This is a genomic window from Paenibacillus sambharensis (assembly GCF_003233845.1).
Lineage (GTDB): Bacteria > Bacillota > Bacilli > Paenibacillales > Paenibacillaceae > Paenibacillus_I > Paenibacillus_I sambharensis.
The window spans coordinates 37999-54969 of the sequence record NZ_QKRB01000044.1 but is presented as its reverse complement, the minus strand read 5'-3'; the positions used below and the strand labels follow the sequence as shown (position 1 = coordinate 54969).

The 16971-nt window shown below is 50.3% G+C and carries 29 protein-coding genes and 1 other RNA gene; 3 read left to right on the top strand and 27 right to left on the bottom strand.

Annotation, left to right across the window (positions count from 1 at the left end; all coding sequences use genetic code 11):
- Nucleotides 1–39 precede the first annotated feature (39 nt).
- The 17 genes from DNH61_RS11665 to DNH61_RS11605 all read right to left on the bottom strand — a co-directional run bounded on the left by DNH61_RS11665 (nt 40) and on the right by DNH61_RS11605 (nt 6161).
- On the bottom strand, nt 40–867 hold the full coding sequence (locus DNH61_RS11665; protein ID WP_111146840.1) for a conserved phage C-terminal domain-containing protein: 828 nt from the start codon (nt 865–867) through the stop codon (nt 40–42).
- A gap of 2 nt (nt 868–869) precedes the next feature.
- Nucleotides 870–1016 (bottom strand): hypothetical protein, encoded by a 147-nt coding sequence (locus DNH61_RS26360; protein WP_181438672.1) that lies wholly within the window; start codon nt 1014–1016, stop codon nt 870–872.
- On the bottom strand, nt 1013–1252 hold the full coding sequence (locus DNH61_RS11660) for a hypothetical protein (protein ID WP_111146839.1): 240 nt from the start codon (nt 1250–1252) through the stop codon (nt 1013–1015). Before DNH61_RS11660 ends, DNH61_RS26360 begins: the two co-directional genes overlap by 4 nt.
- The gene (locus DNH61_RS27240; RefSeq protein WP_181438671.1) at nt 1234–1563 is read right to left on the bottom strand and encodes an HNH endonuclease; all 330 of its coding nucleotides are present in this window, start codon (nt 1561–1563) and stop codon (nt 1234–1236) included. The genes DNH61_RS11660 and DNH61_RS27240 overlap by 19 nt, the downstream gene beginning before the upstream one ends.
- Complete coding sequence (locus DNH61_RS11650; protein WP_111146837.1) at nt 1526–1948, bottom strand: hypothetical protein; 423 nt, start codon at nt 1946–1948, stop codon at nt 1526–1528. The genes DNH61_RS27240 and DNH61_RS11650 overlap by 38 nt, the downstream gene beginning before the upstream one ends.
- Nucleotides 1949–1959: 11 nt before the next feature.
- Nucleotides 1960–2367, bottom strand: coding sequence for a single-stranded DNA-binding protein (gene ssb / locus DNH61_RS11645; protein WP_111146836.1), 408 nt, complete (start codon nt 2365–2367; stop codon nt 1960–1962).
- Entirely contained in the window at nt 2368–2973 is a 606-nt protein-coding gene (locus tag DNH61_RS11640) for an ERF family protein (protein WP_111146835.1), read from the bottom strand. It abuts the gene before it with no gap.
- Nucleotides 2939–3124 carry a hypothetical protein gene (locus DNH61_RS26355; RefSeq protein ID WP_181438670.1) on the bottom strand — a complete coding sequence of 62 codons (186 nt, stop codon included), beginning with the start codon at nt 3122–3124 and terminating at the stop codon, nt 2939–2941. Before DNH61_RS26355 ends, DNH61_RS11640 begins: the two co-directional genes overlap by 35 nt.
- Before the next feature lie 69 nt (nt 3125–3193).
- On the bottom strand, nt 3194–3364 hold the full coding sequence (locus DNH61_RS26350) for a hypothetical protein (protein ID WP_181438669.1): 171 nt from the start codon (nt 3362–3364) through the stop codon (nt 3194–3196).
- A complete protein-coding gene (locus DNH61_RS26345; RefSeq protein WP_181438668.1) occupies nt 3361–3507 on the bottom strand; it encodes a hypothetical protein in 147 nt (48 codons plus the stop codon). Before DNH61_RS26345 ends, DNH61_RS26350 begins: the two co-directional genes overlap by 4 nt.
- A complete protein-coding gene (locus DNH61_RS11635) occupies nt 3504–3890 on the bottom strand; it encodes a BC1872 family protein (protein ID WP_146240995.1) in 387 nt (128 codons plus the stop codon). The genes DNH61_RS26345 and DNH61_RS11635 overlap by 4 nt, the downstream gene beginning before the upstream one ends.
- The gene (locus DNH61_RS11630; RefSeq protein WP_111146833.1) at nt 3872–4129 is read right to left on the bottom strand and encodes a hypothetical protein; all 258 of its coding nucleotides are present in this window, start codon (nt 4127–4129) and stop codon (nt 3872–3874) included. Before DNH61_RS11630 ends, DNH61_RS11635 begins: the two co-directional genes overlap by 19 nt.
- A 223-nt stretch (nt 4130–4352) precedes the next feature.
- Nucleotides 4353–4556, bottom strand: a complete 204-nt coding sequence (locus DNH61_RS11620) for a hypothetical protein (protein ID WP_111146831.1) — start codon at nt 4554–4556, stop codon at nt 4353–4355.
- Nucleotides 4546–4728, bottom strand: coding sequence for a hypothetical protein (locus DNH61_RS11615; RefSeq protein WP_111146830.1), 183 nt, complete (start codon nt 4726–4728; stop codon nt 4546–4548). The genes DNH61_RS11620 and DNH61_RS11615 overlap by 11 nt, the downstream gene beginning before the upstream one ends.
- Nucleotides 4729–4934: 206 nt before the next feature.
- Nucleotides 4935–5108, bottom strand: a complete 174-nt coding sequence (locus DNH61_RS26340) for a hypothetical protein (protein ID WP_181438667.1) — start codon at nt 5106–5108, stop codon at nt 4935–4937.
- A 2-nt stretch (nt 5109–5110) separates the two neighbouring features.
- Nucleotides 5111–5854 (bottom strand): phage antirepressor, encoded by a 744-nt coding sequence (locus tag DNH61_RS11610; RefSeq protein WP_111146829.1) that lies wholly within the window; start codon nt 5852–5854, stop codon nt 5111–5113.
- Nucleotides 5855–5942: 88 nt separating this feature from the next.
- Nucleotides 5943–6161, bottom strand: a complete 219-nt coding sequence (locus DNH61_RS11605) for a helix-turn-helix domain-containing protein (protein ID WP_111146828.1) — start codon at nt 6159–6161, stop codon at nt 5943–5945.
- A gap of 155 nt (nt 6162–6316) precedes the next feature.
- Between DNH61_RS11605 and DNH61_RS11600 the strand changes: the two genes are divergently transcribed.
- Together DNH61_RS11600 and DNH61_RS27235 are read left to right on the top strand one after the other, a co-directional pair.
- Nucleotides 6317–6700 carry a helix-turn-helix domain-containing protein gene (locus tag DNH61_RS11600; RefSeq protein ID WP_181438666.1) on the top strand — a complete coding sequence of 128 codons (384 nt, stop codon included), beginning with the start codon at nt 6317–6319 and terminating at the stop codon, nt 6698–6700.
- A 193-nt stretch (nt 6701–6893) separates the two neighbouring features.
- Nucleotides 6894–7118, top strand: a complete 225-nt coding sequence (locus tag DNH61_RS27235; protein WP_111146826.1) for a helix-turn-helix transcriptional regulator — start codon at nt 6894–6896, stop codon at nt 7116–7118.
- A 218-nt stretch (nt 7119–7336) separates the two neighbouring features.
- On the opposite strand, the gene DNH61_RS11590 is transcribed toward DNH61_RS27235, so the two are convergent.
- The 5 genes from DNH61_RS11590 to DNH61_RS26985 all read right to left on the bottom strand — a co-directional run bounded on the left by DNH61_RS11590 (nt 7337) and on the right by DNH61_RS26985 (nt 9754).
- Nucleotides 7337–7756: a hypothetical protein gene (locus DNH61_RS11590; protein ID WP_111146825.1), complete on the bottom strand. Its 420-nt coding sequence runs from the start codon at nt 7754–7756 to the stop codon at nt 7337–7339.
- Nucleotides 7757–7764: 8 nt separating this feature from the next.
- Nucleotides 7765–7899 carry a hypothetical protein gene (locus DNH61_RS26990; RefSeq protein WP_281272379.1) on the bottom strand — a complete coding sequence of 45 codons (135 nt, stop codon included), beginning with the start codon at nt 7897–7899 and terminating at the stop codon, nt 7765–7767.
- Between the two features lie 7 nt (nt 7900–7906).
- Complete coding sequence (locus DNH61_RS11585) at nt 7907–8377, bottom strand: accessory gene regulator B family protein (RefSeq protein ID WP_111146824.1); 471 nt, start codon at nt 8375–8377, stop codon at nt 7907–7909.
- Nucleotides 8316–9035 (bottom strand): hypothetical protein, encoded by a 720-nt coding sequence (locus tag DNH61_RS11580; protein WP_111146823.1) that lies wholly within the window; start codon nt 9033–9035, stop codon nt 8316–8318. The genes DNH61_RS11585 and DNH61_RS11580 overlap by 62 nt, the downstream gene beginning before the upstream one ends.
- A gap of 635 nt (nt 9036–9670) precedes the next feature.
- On the bottom strand, nt 9671–9754 hold the full coding sequence (locus DNH61_RS26985) for a putative holin-like toxin (RefSeq protein WP_181438715.1): 84 nt from the start codon (nt 9752–9754) through the stop codon (nt 9671–9673).
- 161 nt (nt 9755–9915) lie between these two features.
- Here DNH61_RS26985 and DNH61_RS11565 point away from each other — a divergent pair, with 161 nt between their 5' ends.
- The gene (locus DNH61_RS11565; RefSeq protein WP_111146820.1) at nt 9916–11337 is read left to right on the top strand and encodes a recombinase family protein; all 1422 of its coding nucleotides are present in this window, start codon (nt 9916–9918) and stop codon (nt 11335–11337) included.
- A 61-nt stretch (nt 11338–11398) separates the two neighbouring features.
- On the opposite strand, the gene ssrA is transcribed toward DNH61_RS11565, so the two are convergent.
- The 5 genes from ssrA to DNH61_RS11540 form a co-directional block, all read right to left on the bottom strand.
- Nucleotides 11399–11760, bottom strand: a transfer-messenger RNA (tmRNA) gene (gene ssrA / locus DNH61_RS11560).
- Nucleotides 11761–12016: 256 nt separating this feature from the next.
- Entirely contained in the window at nt 12017–12499 is a 483-nt protein-coding gene (gene smpB, locus DNH61_RS11555; RefSeq protein ID WP_111146819.1) for an SsrA-binding protein SmpB, read from the bottom strand.
- A gap of 317 nt (nt 12500–12816) precedes the next feature.
- The gene (gene rnr / locus DNH61_RS11550) at nt 12817–15453 is read right to left on the bottom strand and encodes a ribonuclease R (RefSeq protein ID WP_111146818.1); all 2637 of its coding nucleotides are present in this window, start codon (nt 15451–15453) and stop codon (nt 12817–12819) included.
- A gap of 174 nt (nt 15454–15627) precedes the next feature.
- A complete protein-coding gene (gene secG, locus DNH61_RS11545; RefSeq protein ID WP_111146817.1) occupies nt 15628–15864 on the bottom strand; it encodes a preprotein translocase subunit SecG in 237 nt (78 codons plus the stop codon).
- Nucleotides 15865–16103: 239 nt separating this feature from the next.
- Nucleotides 16104–16871: a sugar phosphate isomerase/epimerase family protein gene (locus DNH61_RS11540; RefSeq protein WP_111146816.1), complete on the bottom strand. Its 768-nt coding sequence runs from the start codon at nt 16869–16871 to the stop codon at nt 16104–16106.
- Nucleotides 16872–16971 lie beyond the last annotated feature (100 nt).

Below are 16971 nucleotides of genomic sequence, written 5' to 3'. Positions count from 1 at the left end.
TTAATGGTTCCCGTGTCCTTACACCTGCTGCACTTGTAATTAGACTGTTGGGGTTCCGATGTAGAGTTCTGCGAGTGGATCCGCATCTGCTCGATACGTACCAGCATTTCTTTCATGGCCTTGCCCATGCTTTCCACCTGGACCACCCCCCTTAATCACAATCTTCTGGTTTAAATAGGCTTCAAACTTGGTTCCAAACAAGGTTTCCGGTCTCAGGTATTGCTCCAAGTCTGTTCCAAGCCATTCAGCACATTTCTTGTCAATCACCGCTTTGAAATCGTCAAGCCGATAATTCTGGTTCCATCGGGCTGTGATATGCCGTTTCGTTGAATCGGTTGATGCCCTGTATTTGGTTCCAGCTTTAGCATTGAGGTAGTCGATGATTTCAGAAAAAGGGACAATATCTTTTATTTCTTCTTCTTGTTCTTCTTCTTTTTCTTTTTCTTCTTCTTCCCCCAAGTCTATGGATACCGTATTGATACTGTATTTGTACCGTCTGCATAGGGCATAAAAGAGTTCGATAAATTCATTGTTCTTCACGTTTTTGAGCTCTTTTACGATGCAAGCTTTCACCTTCGGACTGTTGATGCTGTTATAGCGCAGCCAGTTTAAAATGATGATCTCTCTGGTGCTATCGTTGTACCTAACCTTGTCGTAATTTACGAACCGATCCAGCAGCTTCTCAACCGTCTCCCGGTTGTAACCCGTCTCCATCTCGATAATCTGCTTGGGCAGCTCGTACACCCCGCATTGAGTGGTTTTGCTGTTGGTCATCAGATAGAGGTAAAAGTATTTCTCCTCCGGGGTTAGCCCCAGTACGAAACCATCCTGCCAGAAACTTGTGTGAACCTGTCGATACGTTGCCATACTTAAGCCCCTCCTCCGTACTTCCTGTACCAGCGCGACGCGTCCCAATCCCGGTACCGCATGCGCCATTTGCGTACCCAGCGCCGCAGCCTGGATGGTGGTGTAAACCGCTCATACTGCAGCTGCCCTGTTTCATTTGGATGGTTCATGTTCTGCCTCCCTTCCGCTGTTCAAGCTCCGCAATCCGTCTCCGCGCCTCATGTAGCTCAGCCGTTGTCTCAGCCAGCGAACCGGCAGCAGCCCGGGCAGCGTTCCGGTACAAGTCCCGTTCCTCCAGCAGCCATGCTATCCACCGTTTGAGCTCCGTCGGGCCTATGGCCTCGTCTCGCTCGATGGCTTGGCGTATGCGGTCTATGGTAGGTGGGGCTAGGATTTCATGTGGCATGGTCCGACCTCCTCTCGTAATAGAATCACTTTCCGGTAATGCTCAAACCACCGTCTTACCTCTTCCTTGCTATGGGCCAGTTCGTGGCAGGCATGGCAGACACATACGCCGTTGTCCTCCGTACCCGCCCCGTTATGACTGCGGTAGATGACATGATGAATCTCCTCGTATCGGGCTCCACAGCGTACGCAGAGCCCTCTGTCACGTTCGATGATAGATTGCCTTGTCTTCTTGCTGAACGCGCCTCTAGCAGCCTTTCTGGGCGTCCTACGCCTATGCTGGGGTTTGGGAACGGCGTTCAGTTGAAACATTGGCAGCACCCTCCACATAGAAATCTTGTTTCATCCGCATCTTGAGCGAGTGGATTTCCTCTGTCGTGCTGGAGAAGGCATTGCGCCAGCGGTTCATATCCTCGTATGCTGTCGCTTCTTCCTCCCGCAGTTCCTTCACAGCCAGCTCTGCATGCGCCTGTTTGTCCTTCTGAGCCTTCGTAATGGCTAGGGCATGCTCATACTTCCTCCGGGCATAAACGCGCTTGTAAACGCCGTCTAGGTGGCTAGAAACGCGACCGATGTACACAAGGCACTTGGCAAGCAGTTCGATCTTCTGCATCAGCACTCCCGGGCTGTCGTCCGGCAGCAGGTCAGCCTGCCGCCGGAGCCGGGTAATCTCGGTTATGTGTTGGTCCAGATTCATATGTCAGCCTCCTAGAATGGAAGGTCGTCTTCCTTGATTTCAATGGGCCGCCCATCGTCTTGGAACGGATCGTTGCGCTCGCTCCGGGACTGCTCCTGCTGCTCGCCGCGCTCCAGGAATCGCACGTTGTCTGCTATCACTTCAGTCACGTATACGCGCTTGCCCTCGTTGTTCTCGTAGCTCCGGACTTGAATACGGCCCTCTACCGCCGTCAGCCGGCCTTTCTTGAGGTAGTTGGCGCATGTTTCGGCCAGCTGCCGCCATGTAACGATTGGGATAAAGTCAGCTTCTTTCTGCCCATTGGTCTGAAACGGGCGGTCACAGGCAAGGGTGAAAGTGGTGGTCGCTATCCCTGTGGGTGTATATTTCATCTCCGGGTCTCTCGTCAGGCGGCCAATCAAAATTACTCTGTTCAGCATTTAAGCACTCTCCTTCTTTTTCTCCATCAGCTTTTTAGCAAGCAGCTGGTCCATTTGGGCGTTCGTTACGCCTGCTTTGATCTGTTTACCGTGCCAATCTTCGAAGCCGTCTAGAGTACCGGCCAGCGTCTCCCACTTGGCTTTGACCAGCGTGAACTTCTTGGCGTCCTCTTCCTCCGCTTTCCGCTGCTTCTCGTCCAACTCCGCGCTGCTAACCTTGTCCGGGTCCTCACCGGTTGGGATGGCGAACGTCCGCAGCAGAAGGTACTTGTAGGCGTAGGTCATGGCCTTGCCAACTCCCTTGTCCTGCGTATCCGCGCCGGTGCCGGAGCTGACGATGATCTCAAATTCGCCTGTCTCGATGTCCACAATCTTGTACTTGGTATCAACCGTGGAAAGGTTGCCCTCTCTCTTGTGCTGCTGCTCGACCGGCAGGATAACCAACTTATTGCGGATCAGACTTTCACGCACTGTAGAGGTGACTTTCTCCTCGGATATGGCCTTGTATTTCGTGTTGCTGAACTCCACCTTGTCGTCCTTGGACAGATACTCAACGTCCTTCATGACCGCGCTAATCTTCTGGTACAGCTTCACTCTCTCGCTCATTTGCTACCTCCGTATCAATCGTGAGAATTGCCGTAACTGGCTCGTAATCGTCTGGCTGCTCCGGAGCGTAGATGCTCACCTGCAGCCATATCTCTAACTGTTCTTCTGAGTACCAGCGCCAAGCTTGCCAGAGGGAGGACTTATGTTCCAAGTCCCTCCCCAGGTACAGCCCGGACGCTCTATGCCGCAGTAAATACGCGGTACGGGTTTCCATCAGGCATCACCATGTGTTATCATCGTTGCATAAGGTTTTTTCTTGGGGCTCCGTTGCTGCGGTGCCTTTTTGCTTTTTAGGCGAGTAAATCATGTAGAACTCGATCATCTTTATGGCTCCTTCTCGGTCCACTCCGTACTCAGCCATGACGTTTGAAATTGCGATCTCGACGCTCATGCTGTCCACCCCCAATCTCGGTGTAATTGGCGCTTATAATTGGTCAGGTACTTCTTTCGCAGCACCCCGTTACTGGTGAGATGGGCCAGCAGAATGAACACAACCCGGGGATTCAGCAGGATTACTTCTCTTATGAAGGTCATTCCGCGTCCTCCTTGATCATCACAAGTAAGGCAGCCTTGCATATGGTATCTGGCGCTGTCTCCGTATATGGACCAATGAGAAATATGGTTTTGTTTGGGTTATAAAACATAGCCGCATAACCCGCGCCTGAACCATTTCCAATATCAAGCAGATAGTCATTCGAGCGCATCTTCTCCACCACTTCCCATGCTGCGGCAATGTCGGTGGAGTAATCGCCGATTCGCACACGCGGTTCGTGGTCCCTAAAGTCAGACGGTTTTCCGTAAGCTATTTTGGCCGTACCCTCAACGCTGCATTGCTTCCATCCCAGCACCTTCTCAGCAACTAGCGCGTCCAATTCCCTGCCCGGCTCCATAGCCAGTATCACTTCTCTTGTAAGCACATCTGCACCGTCCTTTCAATTTCAGCCTCTACAATGTCCGTATACCGTGGGCTGTCCCACTCGGGGTAAAAGTCTGCGAATCCCTCAAGCGTTGGTTCATTACCTGCTTCGAGAACGTTCTGCGTCCAGTTCGATACAATCACCCGCAGCGTGCTATCCCGGTGTTCGTCCGGCACTCCCATGCGCTGAAGGTTGGCAAAGAGCCTGTCCGCTGCTGAGTCGTGGTGTGATAGGTTCATTGCTCATCCCCCTCTTCGCAGAAGCACTCAGATTCCACTTCTCCGCACTCGATGCACATTTTCTCTACCTTGAATCCGAGAAATTGGTACTCAGCTGCCACGGCGTATGTCTTACGGCAACGACCACACTCTACGTGTTCCGTTTCATCGCTCCAGTTGGAAAGGTGGTCCCCTACTTCATATCCGCAGTACGGGCAGACTTGTTCGTCTAATAGATCATTGCTCACGCCGCCCCACCCCTCTCATAAGCCGTCAGCAGCTTGTCCTGCTGCTCGAAATCAACCTCTGCTTGCTGCACTTCCTCCAGTGCCGCAGGAGCCTTCTCCATCAGCTCCTGCAGCGTGGTAAGCAGGTTCAAACTGTGCTGCTTGTGATTAGCCAGCTCCGACAGGGCTTCCAGTACTTCCGTTGCTTTGTTAAGCTGCATGCGTCTTCTCCTCCTTGGTGAATTGTCCAGCGAAGTCCTTGGCGTTGCTCAGCAGCTTCAGGATGTCATCAAAGTTGTCAGCGATGTACTCCTGCAGCGTACCTTCGGCTTTGTTCTCCGTCAGATGGTCAATCTCCATTTGCAGCTCCTTGCAGATGCGTTCGGCTGTCATGCTGATTCGCCTCCCTTTTTGCGGGGGTTGCGTACAGGCGTCCGGCGGCGTGGTATGTGGGTCATTGTGATTCCTCCTCGTTTTGGATTAAGCGCCTTTTTTCGGCTTGGACTGCTGCTGCTTCTTCGCTTCCTCGATCTGCCGGTATACCCGTTCAAGCAGGCCCCGGTCAAATTGTTTTATGTCGATGACAACCTTTTCCATGGTTATTCCTCCTTCTCCGCTTGTTCAATCTTGTCTATGGCTTTGCCCATTTCTTCGATGGTGGTGTTAGCGTCTTTCTCCATGAAGGCACGGGCGATTTTGCATTTTGCTTCTGGTGACTTGGCGGCATCGTACTGTTCTTTCCGTTTAATCAGATTTGCACGGGCGAATTTCATTGTTATGCAGCTTCTCTTCTAAGCCGGTTGATGATGTATGCTTGCCCCTTCGGCGTTACCTTGGTGGTCTCCCAATCCCGTGATCCCTTCGGGGTCTGCCGGACGCCCTTGATAACCTCGAACACTCCAAGCTCCATGCCGCGCTGCGTTGGCTCTGTGCTGTTCTGGCATACAAGGCCCCATTCACGAAGCTTGATGTATAGTCGGCGCTCACCGATCAGCAGCCCGTTCTTGCTTGCGAGTTTGGCCACTTCGCGAACCAGCATGTTTCGTTCACTGTCCATGCACGTTTCGGCAAAGGCTACCAGTGGACGTTGTTCGTCGAGTTGGATTTCAGCTCGGTCAGCGCGAGCTGTTTCTGATTTCAGCTTGGTCGCGAGTCCAATAATGAAGTCCGGGTTGAGAATTGCTTTCTCGATAGTCTCAGGCGTCATATATGCGCCGTGTTTGCGAATGGAGGGAATAACCTCGCTTGTGATCCACTTGCGGAAGGTCTTCGCTTCAGGCTTGCGGCTTTCGAGAATGACATCGTATAAGCCGTCTTCGTTGATGATGGTTACCGTTTGTTTGCCGCCAGCCGTTTCAAGGGGGTGATTTGAAATCACATCCTCTGACAACCTACGCTTTACCCCTGCAACCTGACCAAGGTCCAACAATTCACAAACATCCTTAAGAACAAACCATGGTTCGCCAGATTTGCTGATGACCCTCAAGTCGCGACCTGAAAACTCAAATAACTGTGACATGTCGTTATCTCCTTTCGCTTTCACAAAATTAAGTAAATGAGTTAAACTACGTTAGAGTATATTTTTAGCTTTTACACATAATGTGTAACTATGCCGATAAAAAAGTCTCCTTTGCATCTTCGGTTAGTTCTTCGAGTGGAACACCAAGGATGTCGGAGATAATTTTTGCATGTTCCAAACTAAGTCCATTCCGGCCGTTCTCTATGTTGCTGTAACCGCTGGGGTGCTTGAAACCCAGCTTTCCTGAGATGAATGTCTGTGTAATGCCTCGTTGTTTTCTAAGCATGCGGAGTTTTGCTCTCACCATTATCGGCACCTCCCTTTTACATGTTTTGTGTAACTCATGACTTAAGTATACTTACACATTTCAGCTAAGTCAATAGTTAATTGGCTTTTTTAGCTAAAATATTTTTCATTATGTGTAAATGTGATAATGTTAGCCTTGAAGGGGGTGTAAACACCTTGAGTACACTAGGAAACAAGCTTAAGCAACTCCGAAGAGAAAAGAGATGGACTTTGGCTGAAGTGGCTGAAAAGTTGGGGTTGCGAGGACATAGCACATATAGCAACTGGGAGTATGACCGCACTCAACCAGATGCCGAAATGATTGCGAAGTTGTCTAAAGTCTATTCGGTAAGCACCGACTTCTTATTAGGTAGAACCGAGGATCCTAATCACAACCTATCAGAAGACGCTAAAACTATAATAGACATTCTTAACCTTACTGATGAAGAAATCTCCGAGCAAATCGACCTGGTTGTTGATGGCGAAAAGCTTACCCAGGAAGAACTATTGCGGTTTATAGCTTATGTACGAACCGAAAGGCAGCTCAGAGGTCTAAAGTAATTATTTCTTATCTTTAATATTCGCGAACGTTGCCGAATTAAGTCCCAATTCTCTTAGTAGGCTAGTGGTGATCACAATTGTTTTCTTGGGCATTATTATCACGGCTCCGTCCTGTCGAATGATTAATATTATATCACTTGTTCTCACATAATGGAACGCATGTTCGTATTTTTATTGTTGAGGAGTATCGCACATGGCTATCATAAAGCCCGGGCGATGCTTGATCAGGGAAATCAGAAAGCATAAAGGTCTGTCACAACAGCGGCTTGCAGACTTGTCCGGCGTCTCACAAACTACGATTTCCAACCTGGAGAACAACCGGTATCTTGCGAGTCTGACCGATGCCAAGTCTATATCTATCGTTCTAAGGTGCAATATTGACGACCTATACTCTTGGCTGAGACCTGATCAAGAATGAAGGGGCAACCCTTCGCCCTCAGCACACTATCAAAATACATAATAACTTGATTAAGTCAACATTTTTTCAACACATGAATTATTTAGATCATAACACACCTTTGACAACTACGGATGTCGAATATTGTCAATTGTTGGGGACAGTCTACCCTCCTGAATTGCTATTGACAGATTATATGTACGCAAATTATAATATGGAATTTCAAGAAAATAGAGGTCCTAGAACCCCCATTCGGGACCAAAGGACCTCTTTACAACTAAATGCTTGTATTCTTGCGTTTTATATTTAGATACCGGAACTTTTATGTCTCCACCGCCAATGAAATATGCCTCATTTCCATAAGGGGTTAATATAATCCGATCTACAAGATTCATATTAACCAAATGGGAAGTCGTCAACAGATCAAATTGATGCGGCCTCAAATGCTCATAATAGGTATCAATTTTATTTATCTGTAGATACATGCCGTCAACAGTTTGAAAAAAAGGAATGCCAGGGGGATGCTCGAACTTTTGTCCCTTTTTAACCGGTTTCGGAGTTAGCCCCATGAAAAAGACATCACTCAGGACATCCAAATTTCTGCAGATAACTCTTCCTTTCTCCGGTTCCATCTTCACACAATAAACTATGATTGGCATCTCGATCCCTACTTTTTTGTTTGCTTGTTATCAGTTGGGACCACAATGCTCCCAGTAAACCACTTTCTCGCTGCCTCTGGTCCTTCAGCTGCCTTGCTGCCTTCTAACCACTGCGACACTTTCTTGGCAATAATCCTCTTCATAGTGCGTTCACCTCCCTAGTTTGATCAAAGTTAGCGCCTGCATTAAAAATGCTAGTGCTATGACGGGCGACATTATTAAAAGGTTGCCCAGTATCAGGGTTACCGGTAAAGCCTTTTTCTTTTCAGAATAAATAGCAACAAGAATGCTGGATGTTAAAATGATCACAGCCAAATTCTCTGTCTGTATATGAGGGCCGATAGAAATAACAAAGACACTGAACAGAAAACAATGATCAAGATTTTTAAAGTGGAATCCCCCTGTTGCATTCCGCAGAAATACAAAGCAAAGGCAGGATAAGGCTGACTCCACTACCTTCCCCGTTATCAACCCCACTACTAACACGGTTGCGATTATGCCGTAATTCAGGAATTGCAAGGCCAGCAGCGCGCGCATACGCTCTACACTACTTGTTTCTTCAGGGTTCGCCTGCTTGATCTTGGTAGAAATCATGTCGGAGGCTTGGAGTATTAAGCTCATTCCGCTTGTCCCTCCTGTATGTTAGATAGATGATGACCAAGAACAAGACGTTAACCATGGCTGCAGCAGCAGCAATCTCAACATGTTCGATATATATATAATAACCAATTGCAAGAATAGCCAATGTCACAGCAGATTGAATGAACACTCCCCTAGCTTCTTTACCTATCTCCATATAAAAATCATGTGGCGGCCGGATGTACTTGGTCCTGCCAAGATCAAAGACAACGATTAGGTAAGCCAGCAGATAGGTGACTCCCTGTGAAGTTAACTGGACGGATCGGGAAGGCCAACTGTTAGATATCTCTAACAATTCGGTGCTCACAATGCCTAGTGAGTTGGATAACATGACCACTATAGTCTGTATTGCAAAGTAACCAACAGCTCCAAGACCCACGATGCGCACTGATCTATATAATCGCACTTTCATCAAGAAAAGTAATCCTAATATTAAAAGCAGGATGTGAATTAAGAGGTCAACGACCGGCGAAATCCCTAAGATCTCACGGTTCAGCAGAGAGCTTAGACCTAACACCAGACAAAGGATTGTGATTTCTTTTAGGTATTCTCGGATAGGGTATTGAAAAATCGCCAGCATCAAGAAAACCACTGCTAGAGTGTCCAGGCAGTCTAATAATACATAGATGACATAATCCATAAACATGCTCCCATTGCCAAGGTAACTGCTGGTTTTATTATACAATCTGTAGGTATTTTTTACTATTGAAATTATTGACTTATTGGTGGGATGGATTAAAATTACAGTACAGCTTCAATACTATTGCCAACGGGGAAAGTGGGAGATTTTTTGCTCTTCAGAATACTGAACATCATCCTATCGCTTGTTGTAGCCAGTGCAGTTTTCACTAAAATTTACGATGAGTACTATAGTTATCTACCAGACTATGAGAAGCTAGAACTGGTTAACAATTCAGACTTTCTCATCGAAAACTCTCATGGCTTACGCGATCTTTATAATCATGCTTTCGAACAATCCGTTTTATATGCTTTCATGTCATTTATAATTCTAGTTCTCATTTTAGAGTACATTCGCCACGGATTTAATATAAGAAAAGCTCGCAGGCAAGAGGAAAGTCTTGACAGCGCCGTCAAGAAGATCAATGACAAATCAGGTATATGGTAATTGCATGTCTAAAACCACTGTGATAAGATTACAATAAGAAAGGACCGCAGATGTTGGAGCATCCACGGTCCGGGCACACAGCCGCTTGAAGAGCGGTCGGCTTCGGAATAGCGATCAGAAATAGACCGTTTACCTTTTCCCAGGGCGGTCTATTTCTTTTTGATATACGTCAGCAACGCGATAATGAACATGCCAAACATGAACATCAACGTCAGTGCCTGATATACCTCCATGGCCTCACCTCCCTTCCGGGAGATTAGCCGACCGCCCTTGCAAGCCATTCTATGTACTTGTCCATATTATATCATTCACCCCCAACAATGGGGGCTTTTTTTGCTTCCTATACCTCATTTGGTCCCCTATAATATACATAAAATGATGTAGGGGGTTAACAGTGAATAGAGCTGCTATATATATAAGGGTAAGTACCGACCGTCAGGCCGAGGAAGGTTTTTCATTAGAAGCCCAGCACGATATTCTGATGGATTTAATCGAACGCAAGGGGCTGCAGTTGTTCAAGGTCTATTCTGATCCCGGGGTAAGTGGGGGATCATTTAAACGTCCCGGCATACAGATGATGATCAAGGACATGAAAGATGGAAAGTTTGACACCATACTTATCCACAAACTTGACCGGTTATCCAGAAACCTCGGGGATTTATACGGGTTCATGGCTATGATTAATAAACTTGAGGTCCGCCTTATCATCGCAGCCCAAGGGTCGGAGGAGATTGATACCCGTTCGCCAATGGGTAAAGCGTTCCTTCTATTCTCCGGGATATGGGCTGAAATTTACCTGGACAACCTTCGAGAAGAGACGCTGAAAGGATTGGTTAAGAAAGCAAACAAAGGCGGCAGACATATGAGCCGGCCGCCGCTAGGGTATACGTATGACCCCGAACATAACTTGGTAATCGTGGAAGATGAGGCCAAGTTGGTTCGGGAAGTATATGAGTTGTACCTCAGTGGTATGGGAAGGAACAAAATTGCTCAGCACATGAATTCACATTCCCGGCTTAAGGAAGGCGGCAAATGGGATGCCAAGGCCGTTCTAACGATTGTATCCAATCCCACCTATGCAGGGTTTAACCATTTCAAACCTGCCGACTGGGACCAAGATAAACGCATTCTGACGCAAGGCGACCATGAGGCTATTATCGGTGTGGACGATTTCGAGAAAGCCAAGAAGATGCAGAGTCGAAGGAAGTCAGGCGAGATGAGCAACAACAGCTACGAATATGCTTATAGTGGTATTCTAAGGTGCAATAAGTGCGGATCAAACTTCAATGGAAACAGCACTAAACAAAAACTAAAAACCGGCATGACCATATATAAAGGTTACCGCTGCCACAATAACTATCTATACAAGACCTGTGATACTCCATTTATTTCGGAGACGGTTTTGAATAAGCTAGTGTTCGAGCGCATCCTCTTAAGTGGCCAGACTGTCCAAGAACGCAAGCAAAAGCGTAAGGAACAGGTAGACATGCAGAAAGAAGTCGAGATAAGCAACCGGCGGCGTAAAAACTGGATGATGGCACTGGGGGACGGCAAATTATCGCCAGGGGACTACGCTATGCTGATTGAGGATGAAGAAAAGCGGATGAATGACATATACGCCAAGGCTAAAGAGGAAGATGTGTACGAGATGGAAATACCCACGGAAGACCTCATTCAGATGATGATCAACCTTCGTGACCACTGGACGCTACTTGATGCCGGAACACAAAAAGAAATCATCCAATCCATGTTCCGCAAAATAACCCTTGAAAAAAAAGAAAACGGCTGGCAGATTGTTGATCTGCTAACCGTCTGAACAGGTCCCTCGTCCTTCAAGGAAATACAAGGCTCATTTTATACAAGTTTCTTGTATATCCTTGGAGGCGAGGGGATTTGAACCCCTGTCCGAAGATAACGGCACATAGGCTTCTACGGGTGTAGTCACAGTTTTGATGTCACCTAGGCCGACGCCCCGTAACCGGCTTCGATCTAGGTCAGCCTGATTGTCTTCTTCCGATTGACCCCAGGCGGAGACCAATTGGCGTATCCCACTAAGGTTGGGCCCCTATCCTAGCACATGGGCGATGCCAGGTAGAAGCTTAGCATACAGTTTCTTAGGCTGCTGCTAAAGTTGTACGTTGGTTGCCATTTAATAGGCTTTAGCGTTGATGAAGCGGACGCGTCCCCACTACCCGCAACCCATGCTCGAACTATCCCCGTCGAATCCAAGAACGCCCCCGTAAGTCGCATAAACGAACGTCTATGGTCCGTTTAGCTGAGGCTTGACGGTCAGCCAAGCTGGTATTGCTAAATCTGCAGCTCCACGCTGCATTCTTGCAAGTGTCTAGGACCGCCTGCAATCGCCTTACACAAATCAGTATAGCACATCTCCGAACAAGATGCTCAGTAGCTTGCTGGGAACCATCCCGGTTGCCGCCAGTATTGGTATGCCAGTACTGGCAAGCCACCACTAGCTGGCTAAATCCTAGCTTCTCTTAACGCGCGACCTTCTGCTTCTCACGCAGCGCCCGCTGGATATCACGCTGGGCATCCCGCTTCGCGGCCGTCTCACGCTTGTCATACTGCTTCTTGCCTTTACCAAGACCGATCAGCAGCTTGGCATAGCCGTTGCGCGTGTAGATCTTGAGCGGCACTAGCGCGTAGCCTTCCTGCTTCGCCTGGCCGAGCAGCTTGTTGATCTGCGACCGGTGCAGCAGCAGCTTCCGTGCCCGCGTCGGGTCTGTCGGATTGTGCCGGTTGCCCTGCTCGAAGGGACTAATGTGCATGTTATGGATGAACATCTCGCCATTACGGATCGTTGCGAACGAGTCGTTGATGTTAGCCTTGCCCATGCGCACCGACTTGATCTCCGTACCGGTCAGGACCATGCCAGCCTCATACGTTTCCTCGATAAAATAATCATGCGATGCCTTCTTATTCTGCGCAAGCGGCTTCTGCTCCTGGTTCTTCTTCGCCATAACTGCCCCTCCTCTGCCCGGACCGACATCATTCTGTTCCCCGCGGATCCGCCATTTGACAGACCACATCGGTAACATCATTAGCTTACCCGCATCCCGCTGCCAACTAAACATAGGCTGCGGCCTTGCATGCGTCAGACAATAATTGTAACAACTTTGATGGGGGAAATCAAGGCAGCTGCCAAGCATGACAGGGCAGCCGCCCACTCATCCATATAAAACAGCGAAAGCAGCCATCCGCACTAAGGCAGATGTGCTGCTCCCGCTCCACTGCGCACTATACGGGCCTGCTTCCGTTTCCTTCGCTCCCCGTAAGCTTACTTCCTCTTCTTCCTTACGAAAGCAGCTGTCGCATTGCCGCCGCCAGCTTTCCCTTTGCGCTTGCGCGGCCTCTTGCCGGCGCCGCCTTCCGAGCCGCTGCCGCCAGCCGCTGTGCCGCCCTGCTCACCGACGAAGATTCCGGTGTCAGATGCCTTCTTGCGCCGGGAGCCAGTCCCGCCGTTGCCGCCTGGCCGGCCTGCGCCGCCGCCTGCTGAGCCTCCGATCGGCAGGCCCCACATATCCTTGCGGCTGCTGCCTGTGCCGCGCTTCTGATCGCCGCCTGCTGCTCCTGCCGCTGGCGCATCGCTGCCGCCACGGCTTCCCCCGCGGCCGCCACGCGAGCCGCGTGCCGGCACTGCCTCTCCGCCCCGGCCGCCACGGCCGCCGGCTGGCGCTCCCGCTCCGCGGCCCGGGCCTCGACCGCCGCCACGGCCTTCGCCGCCGCGTGCGCCGCCTGGCGCGCCATTCCTGAAGCCGCCGCCGCCGCCCCGAGGCTTCATATCCACCATGCCGAAATCAATCGTATGCTCGGCCATGTTAACCCGCTCTACACGGATGCGGACATCATCGCCAATCCGGAAGATCTTCGAGGTGCGCTCGCCAATCAGCGCCATATGAAGCTCGTGGAAGTGGTAATAATCGTCCGTCAGATCGCTCAGACGGATCAAGCCTTCCACGGTATTGTCCAGCTCCACGAACATGCCGAAGCTCGTCACGCTGCTGATGATGCCGTCGAATTCCTCGCCGACCTTATCCAGCATGAATTCGCATTTCTTCATCTGCTCGACATCACGCTCGGCCTCGACAGCCACACGCTCCCGTTCCGATGAATGCTGCGCAATCTCCGGCATCCGCTGTGAGAGCGCGTCCTGGCGCTGGTCACTGAGCATACCGCCGCCCTCAAGCACTTCCCGGATAACGCGGTGAATAACCAAATCCGGATACCGCCGGATCGGCGATGTGAAATGCGAATAGAATTCCGCGGCCAGGCCGAAGTGGCCCAGGCTCTCCGCATCGTACTTCGCCTGCTTCATGGAGCGCAGCATCATGGTAGAGATAACCGTCTCTTCCTTCTGTCCTTTGATCTGCTCCAGCAGATCCTGAAGCGCACGCGGATGGACACTGTTGCCTTTACCCTTCACCACATAGCCGAAATTCGCCGCAAACTGCACGAAGGTCATCAGCTTCTCGTCGTTCGGGTTCTCGTGAATCCGGTAGAGGAACGGCACGCGCAGCCAGTGGAAATGCTCCGCCACCGTCTCATTGGCCGCCAGCATAAATTCCTCGATAATCTGCTCGGCCACCGAGCGCTCGCGCTTCACGATGTCGACCGGCTTGCTGTTCTCGTCCACGATGATCTTCGATTCCTGAAAATCAAAGTCGATCGCGCCGCGCTTCATCCGCTTCGAGCGCAGGCCCATTGCAAGCTTCTCCATCAGCTTGAACATGTCGACCAAGTCGGCGTACCGCTCCTTCAGCTCCGCGTCGTCATCGACCAGGATCTGGCGGACCGCCTTATACGTCATCCGTTCCTTGGAGCGTATGACGCTCGTAAACACGTCATGCCGTACCCGCTTGAGGGTACCCGGCTCGAACTCCATCTCGCAGGACAAGGTTAGCCTGTCCACCTGCGGATGCAGCGAGCAGATGCCGTTCGACAGCCGGTGAGGCAGCATCGGGATAACCCGGTCCACTAGGTACACGCTGGTGCCCCTGCGGTATGCTTCCTCGTCCAGCTGTGATTTCTCCCGCACGTAATAGCCAACATCGGCGATATGGACGCCGAGCAGGTAATTACCGTTTTCCAAGATTTCAACGTTTACGGCATCATCCAGATCCTTCGCATCTTCGCCGTCGATTGTCACAATCGTCCTGCCGCGGAGATCCCGCCGGCCCTGCTGCACAATCTCTTCTTCCGATATGGAATCAGGCGCCGCCTCCGCTTCCGCCATCACTTCATCCGGGAAGCCCTCCGGAAGCTGATGCTTGCGGATAATGGACAGGATGTCCACACCCGGATCATTCTTGTGGCCGAGGATCTCCACGATCTCGCCTGTCGCCGCCGAGCGCCCCTCCGGATACGTGACAATGTCTGCCACGACCTTCTGCCCGGTAACCGCTCCATTAAAGCTTTCGCGGGGTATGAAGATATCCCGGTTAATCCGCTTGTCATCCGGCACGACGAAACCAAAGGCCTCATGATGCTCGAACGTACCGACTACCTGCTTGATGGCACGACTAACAACGCGGACCACTTCACCTTCCATCCGGCCGCCGCCCTCACTCTTGGACGTTATGCGCACCAGCACAATATCTCCGTTCATCGCGCTCTTGAGATCATTCGCATGCAGATAGACATCCGGATGCTCCTTCTCGTCCGGAATCAGGAAGGCGAAGCCCTTCGCATGTCCCTGCACGCGCCCGCGCAGCAGATTCATCCGCTCTGGTACACCATAGCGCTCGTTGCGGGTGCGTATGATTTTCCCTGCTTCCTCCAGCTCGTTCAGCTGCTTCAGGAAAGCCTTAAATTCTGCAGCATCTTCAATGCCAAAGTGCTGCTCCAGCTCCTGGTACGTCATTGGCTTATAAGCCATCTCCCGCATAAAATCGAGCAATTCCTGCTCCGTCACCACTGTCAATTCACCCCAAGTCACGCCTGCGGCGCACACAACATGCGCACACTAAGGTCTGTGATAGATTTCCATATACCATTAAGTATACACGAAATGCGGAAATTGAATCCGTCTCAGCGGAAAAAACAAAAAAAGCAGGCATCAGCCTGCTTTCTCATGTACACATATTCAGCTTTAAGCTTTCACCAGGTATGCGACGACAAGCGACAGAATGAAGAAGCCTGCGGCCAGCACAACAGTCAGACGCTGCAGGAACAAATCCAAGCCGCGCGCCTTTTGCTTACCGAACAGATGCTCAGCTCCGCCAGTTATCGCACCGGACAAGCCTGCGCTCTTCCCCTTCTGCAGAAGAACAGCCGCGATCAGGCCCAGCGAGAAGATGATCAACAAGATTTTCATTGCGGTATCCATAGTTCCACCTCCCGGTGAGGAGTCTAATTTATCCAAGTCCCGTTCATCGGAAAGCTTGCTATGTACGATCGCCGAAATGGCATGTACAGAAAAAAGCAGTCCAAGAAACACAGCATCATCATTCTACCACATCACAAGCGTGAATACAACAAATTGACAGCAACTACCTGTACAAATCTGCAAATGCGAAGAAACGGTGCACGAGGTACACCGCTCCATAAGCATTCGGCTGTTCCGGGCTATGCCAAGCCCCGTTCCTTGAAGAACTCGAGACAGATCGCTGCGCTCTCGAGCGAGGAATTCGCGAACTCCTCCTGCTCCACAATCATGTATTCGATGCCGGCCTCATCTGCCACGTGAAGCACGCTCTCGAAGTCCACTGTACCTCTGCCAATCTCCGTATCCCGGCGTCCATTGCCAAAATCCTTGAAATGGGCCAGCGGCACGCGCCCGGCATACTGATTGATGTAGTCTACAGGCTTGTACCCTGCAACATGAATCCATCCCAGATCAAACTCCGCGATCATGCGTTCAGCCGGGATCCGCTCCAGCAGATGGTCCATGATCGTCCTGCCGCCGACCTGCTTGAACTCAAAGTCATGGTTATGATAGCCGTATTTCAGACCGGCAGAAGTAACCAGCTCGCAGGCACGCTCCACAACCCCGGTAAATTTCGCCAAGTCCTCTTCACTCGGCTGCTCAGGCATTGGATACCAAGGCGTGACCACATACTCCAAACCGATCTCCTTCGCAAATTCAATCTGGCGCTGCAGATCCGATTCAAGCTTCTCTGGTTCTTCAAAATTAAGCGGCACATGCGCCGACGGCGCTGTCAGCCCGTTATCATCCAACGCTCTCTTGACCTCCGCCGCTGAATGCCCGAAGAAACCCGCAAACTCAACGGCCTTATATCCAATTTCCGCTACCTTGCCAAGCGTGCCCAGAAGGTCCTTCTCCGTAAGATCACGAAGCGTATACAGCTGCAAACCGACTTGCGCTTTTGCCATATCAGACACCACCGTTTCTTATATTCGTATAAAGCGCTGCCATAATCCGGATCAATTCTTATTATACCGTCTCATGCAGTTGTTACTATTCCGTTTTTTG

What these genes read in the sequence shown, in the direction of transcription:
- DNH61_RS11665 (WP_111146840.1), bottom strand. Translation starts at nt 867, where the DNA reads ATGGCAACGTATCGACAGGTTCACACAAGTTTCTGGCAGGATGGTTTC.
- DNH61_RS26360 (WP_181438672.1), bottom strand. Translation starts at nt 1,016, where the DNA reads ATGAACCATCCAAATGAAACAGGGCAGCTGCAGTATGAGCGGTTTACA.
- DNH61_RS11660 (WP_111146839.1), bottom strand. Translation starts at nt 1,252, where the DNA reads ATGCCACATGAAATCCTAGCCCCACCTACCATAGACCGCATACGCCAA.
- DNH61_RS27240 (WP_181438671.1), bottom strand. Translation starts at nt 1,563, where the DNA reads ATGTTTCAACTGAACGCCGTTCCCAAACCCCAGCATAGGCGTAGGACG.
- DNH61_RS11650 (WP_111146837.1), bottom strand. Translation starts at nt 1,948, where the DNA reads ATGAATCTGGACCAACACATAACCGAGATTACCCGGCTCCGGCGGCAG.
- ssb (WP_111146836.1), bottom strand. Translation starts at nt 2,367, where the DNA reads ATGCTGAACAGAGTAATTTTGATTGGCCGCCTGACGAGAGACCCGGAG.
- DNH61_RS11640 (WP_111146835.1), bottom strand. Translation starts at nt 2,973, where the DNA reads ATGAGCGAGAGAGTGAAGCTGTACCAGAAGATTAGCGCGGTCATGAAG.
- DNH61_RS26350 (WP_181438669.1), bottom strand. Translation starts at nt 3,364, where the DNA reads ATGAGCGTCGAGATCGCAATTTCAAACGTCATGGCTGAGTACGGAGTG.
- DNH61_RS26345 (WP_181438668.1), bottom strand. Translation starts at nt 3,507, where the DNA reads ATGACCTTCATAAGAGAAGTAATCCTGCTGAATCCCCGGGTTGTGTTC.
- DNH61_RS11630 (WP_111146833.1), bottom strand. Translation starts at nt 4,129, where the DNA reads ATGAACCTATCACACCACGACTCAGCAGCGGACAGGCTCTTTGCCAAC.
- DNH61_RS11620 (WP_111146831.1), bottom strand. Translation starts at nt 4,556, where the DNA reads ATGCAGCTTAACAAAGCAACGGAAGTACTGGAAGCCCTGTCGGAGCTG.
- DNH61_RS11615 (WP_111146830.1), bottom strand. Translation starts at nt 4,728, where the DNA reads ATGACAGCCGAACGCATCTGCAAGGAGCTGCAAATGGAGATTGACCAT.
- DNH61_RS26340 (WP_181438667.1), bottom strand. Translation starts at nt 5,108, where the DNA reads ATGAAATTCGCCCGTGCAAATCTGATTAAACGGAAAGAACAGTACGAT.
- DNH61_RS11610 (WP_111146829.1), bottom strand. Translation starts at nt 5,854, where the DNA reads ATGTCACAGTTATTTGAGTTTTCAGGTCGCGACTTGAGGGTCATCAGC.
- DNH61_RS11605 (WP_111146828.1), bottom strand. Translation starts at nt 6,161, where the DNA reads ATGGTGAGAGCAAAACTCCGCATGCTTAGAAAACAACGAGGCATTACA.
- DNH61_RS27235 (WP_111146826.1), top strand. Translation starts at nt 6,894, where the DNA reads ATGGCTATCATAAAGCCCGGGCGATGCTTGATCAGGGAAATCAGAAAG.
- DNH61_RS11590 (WP_111146825.1), bottom strand. Translation starts at nt 7,756, where the DNA reads ATGCCAATCATAGTTTATTGTGTGAAGATGGAACCGGAGAAAGGAAGA.
- DNH61_RS26990 (WP_281272379.1), bottom strand. Translation starts at nt 7,899, where the DNA reads ATGAAGAGGATTATTGCCAAGAAAGTGTCGCAGTGGTTAGAAGGCAGC.
- DNH61_RS11585 (WP_111146824.1), bottom strand. Translation starts at nt 8,377, where the DNA reads ATGAGCTTAATACTCCAAGCCTCCGACATGATTTCTACCAAGATCAAG.
- DNH61_RS11580 (WP_111146823.1), bottom strand. Translation starts at nt 9,035, where the DNA reads ATGGATTATGTCATCTATGTATTATTAGACTGCCTGGACACTCTAGCA.
- DNH61_RS26985 (WP_181438715.1), bottom strand. Translation starts at nt 9,754, where the DNA reads ATGGAGGTATATCAGGCACTGACGTTGATGTTCATGTTTGGCATGTTC.
- smpB (WP_111146819.1), bottom strand. Translation starts at nt 12,499, where the DNA reads ATGGCGAAGAAGAACCAGGAGCAGAAGCCGCTTGCGCAGAATAAGAAG.
- secG (WP_111146817.1), bottom strand. Translation starts at nt 15,864, where the DNA reads ATGGATACCGCAATGAAAATCTTGTTGATCATCTTCTCGCTGGGCCTG.
- DNH61_RS11540 (WP_111146816.1), bottom strand. Translation starts at nt 16,871, where the DNA reads ATGGCAAAAGCGCAAGTCGGTTTGCAGCTGTATACGCTTCGTGATCTT.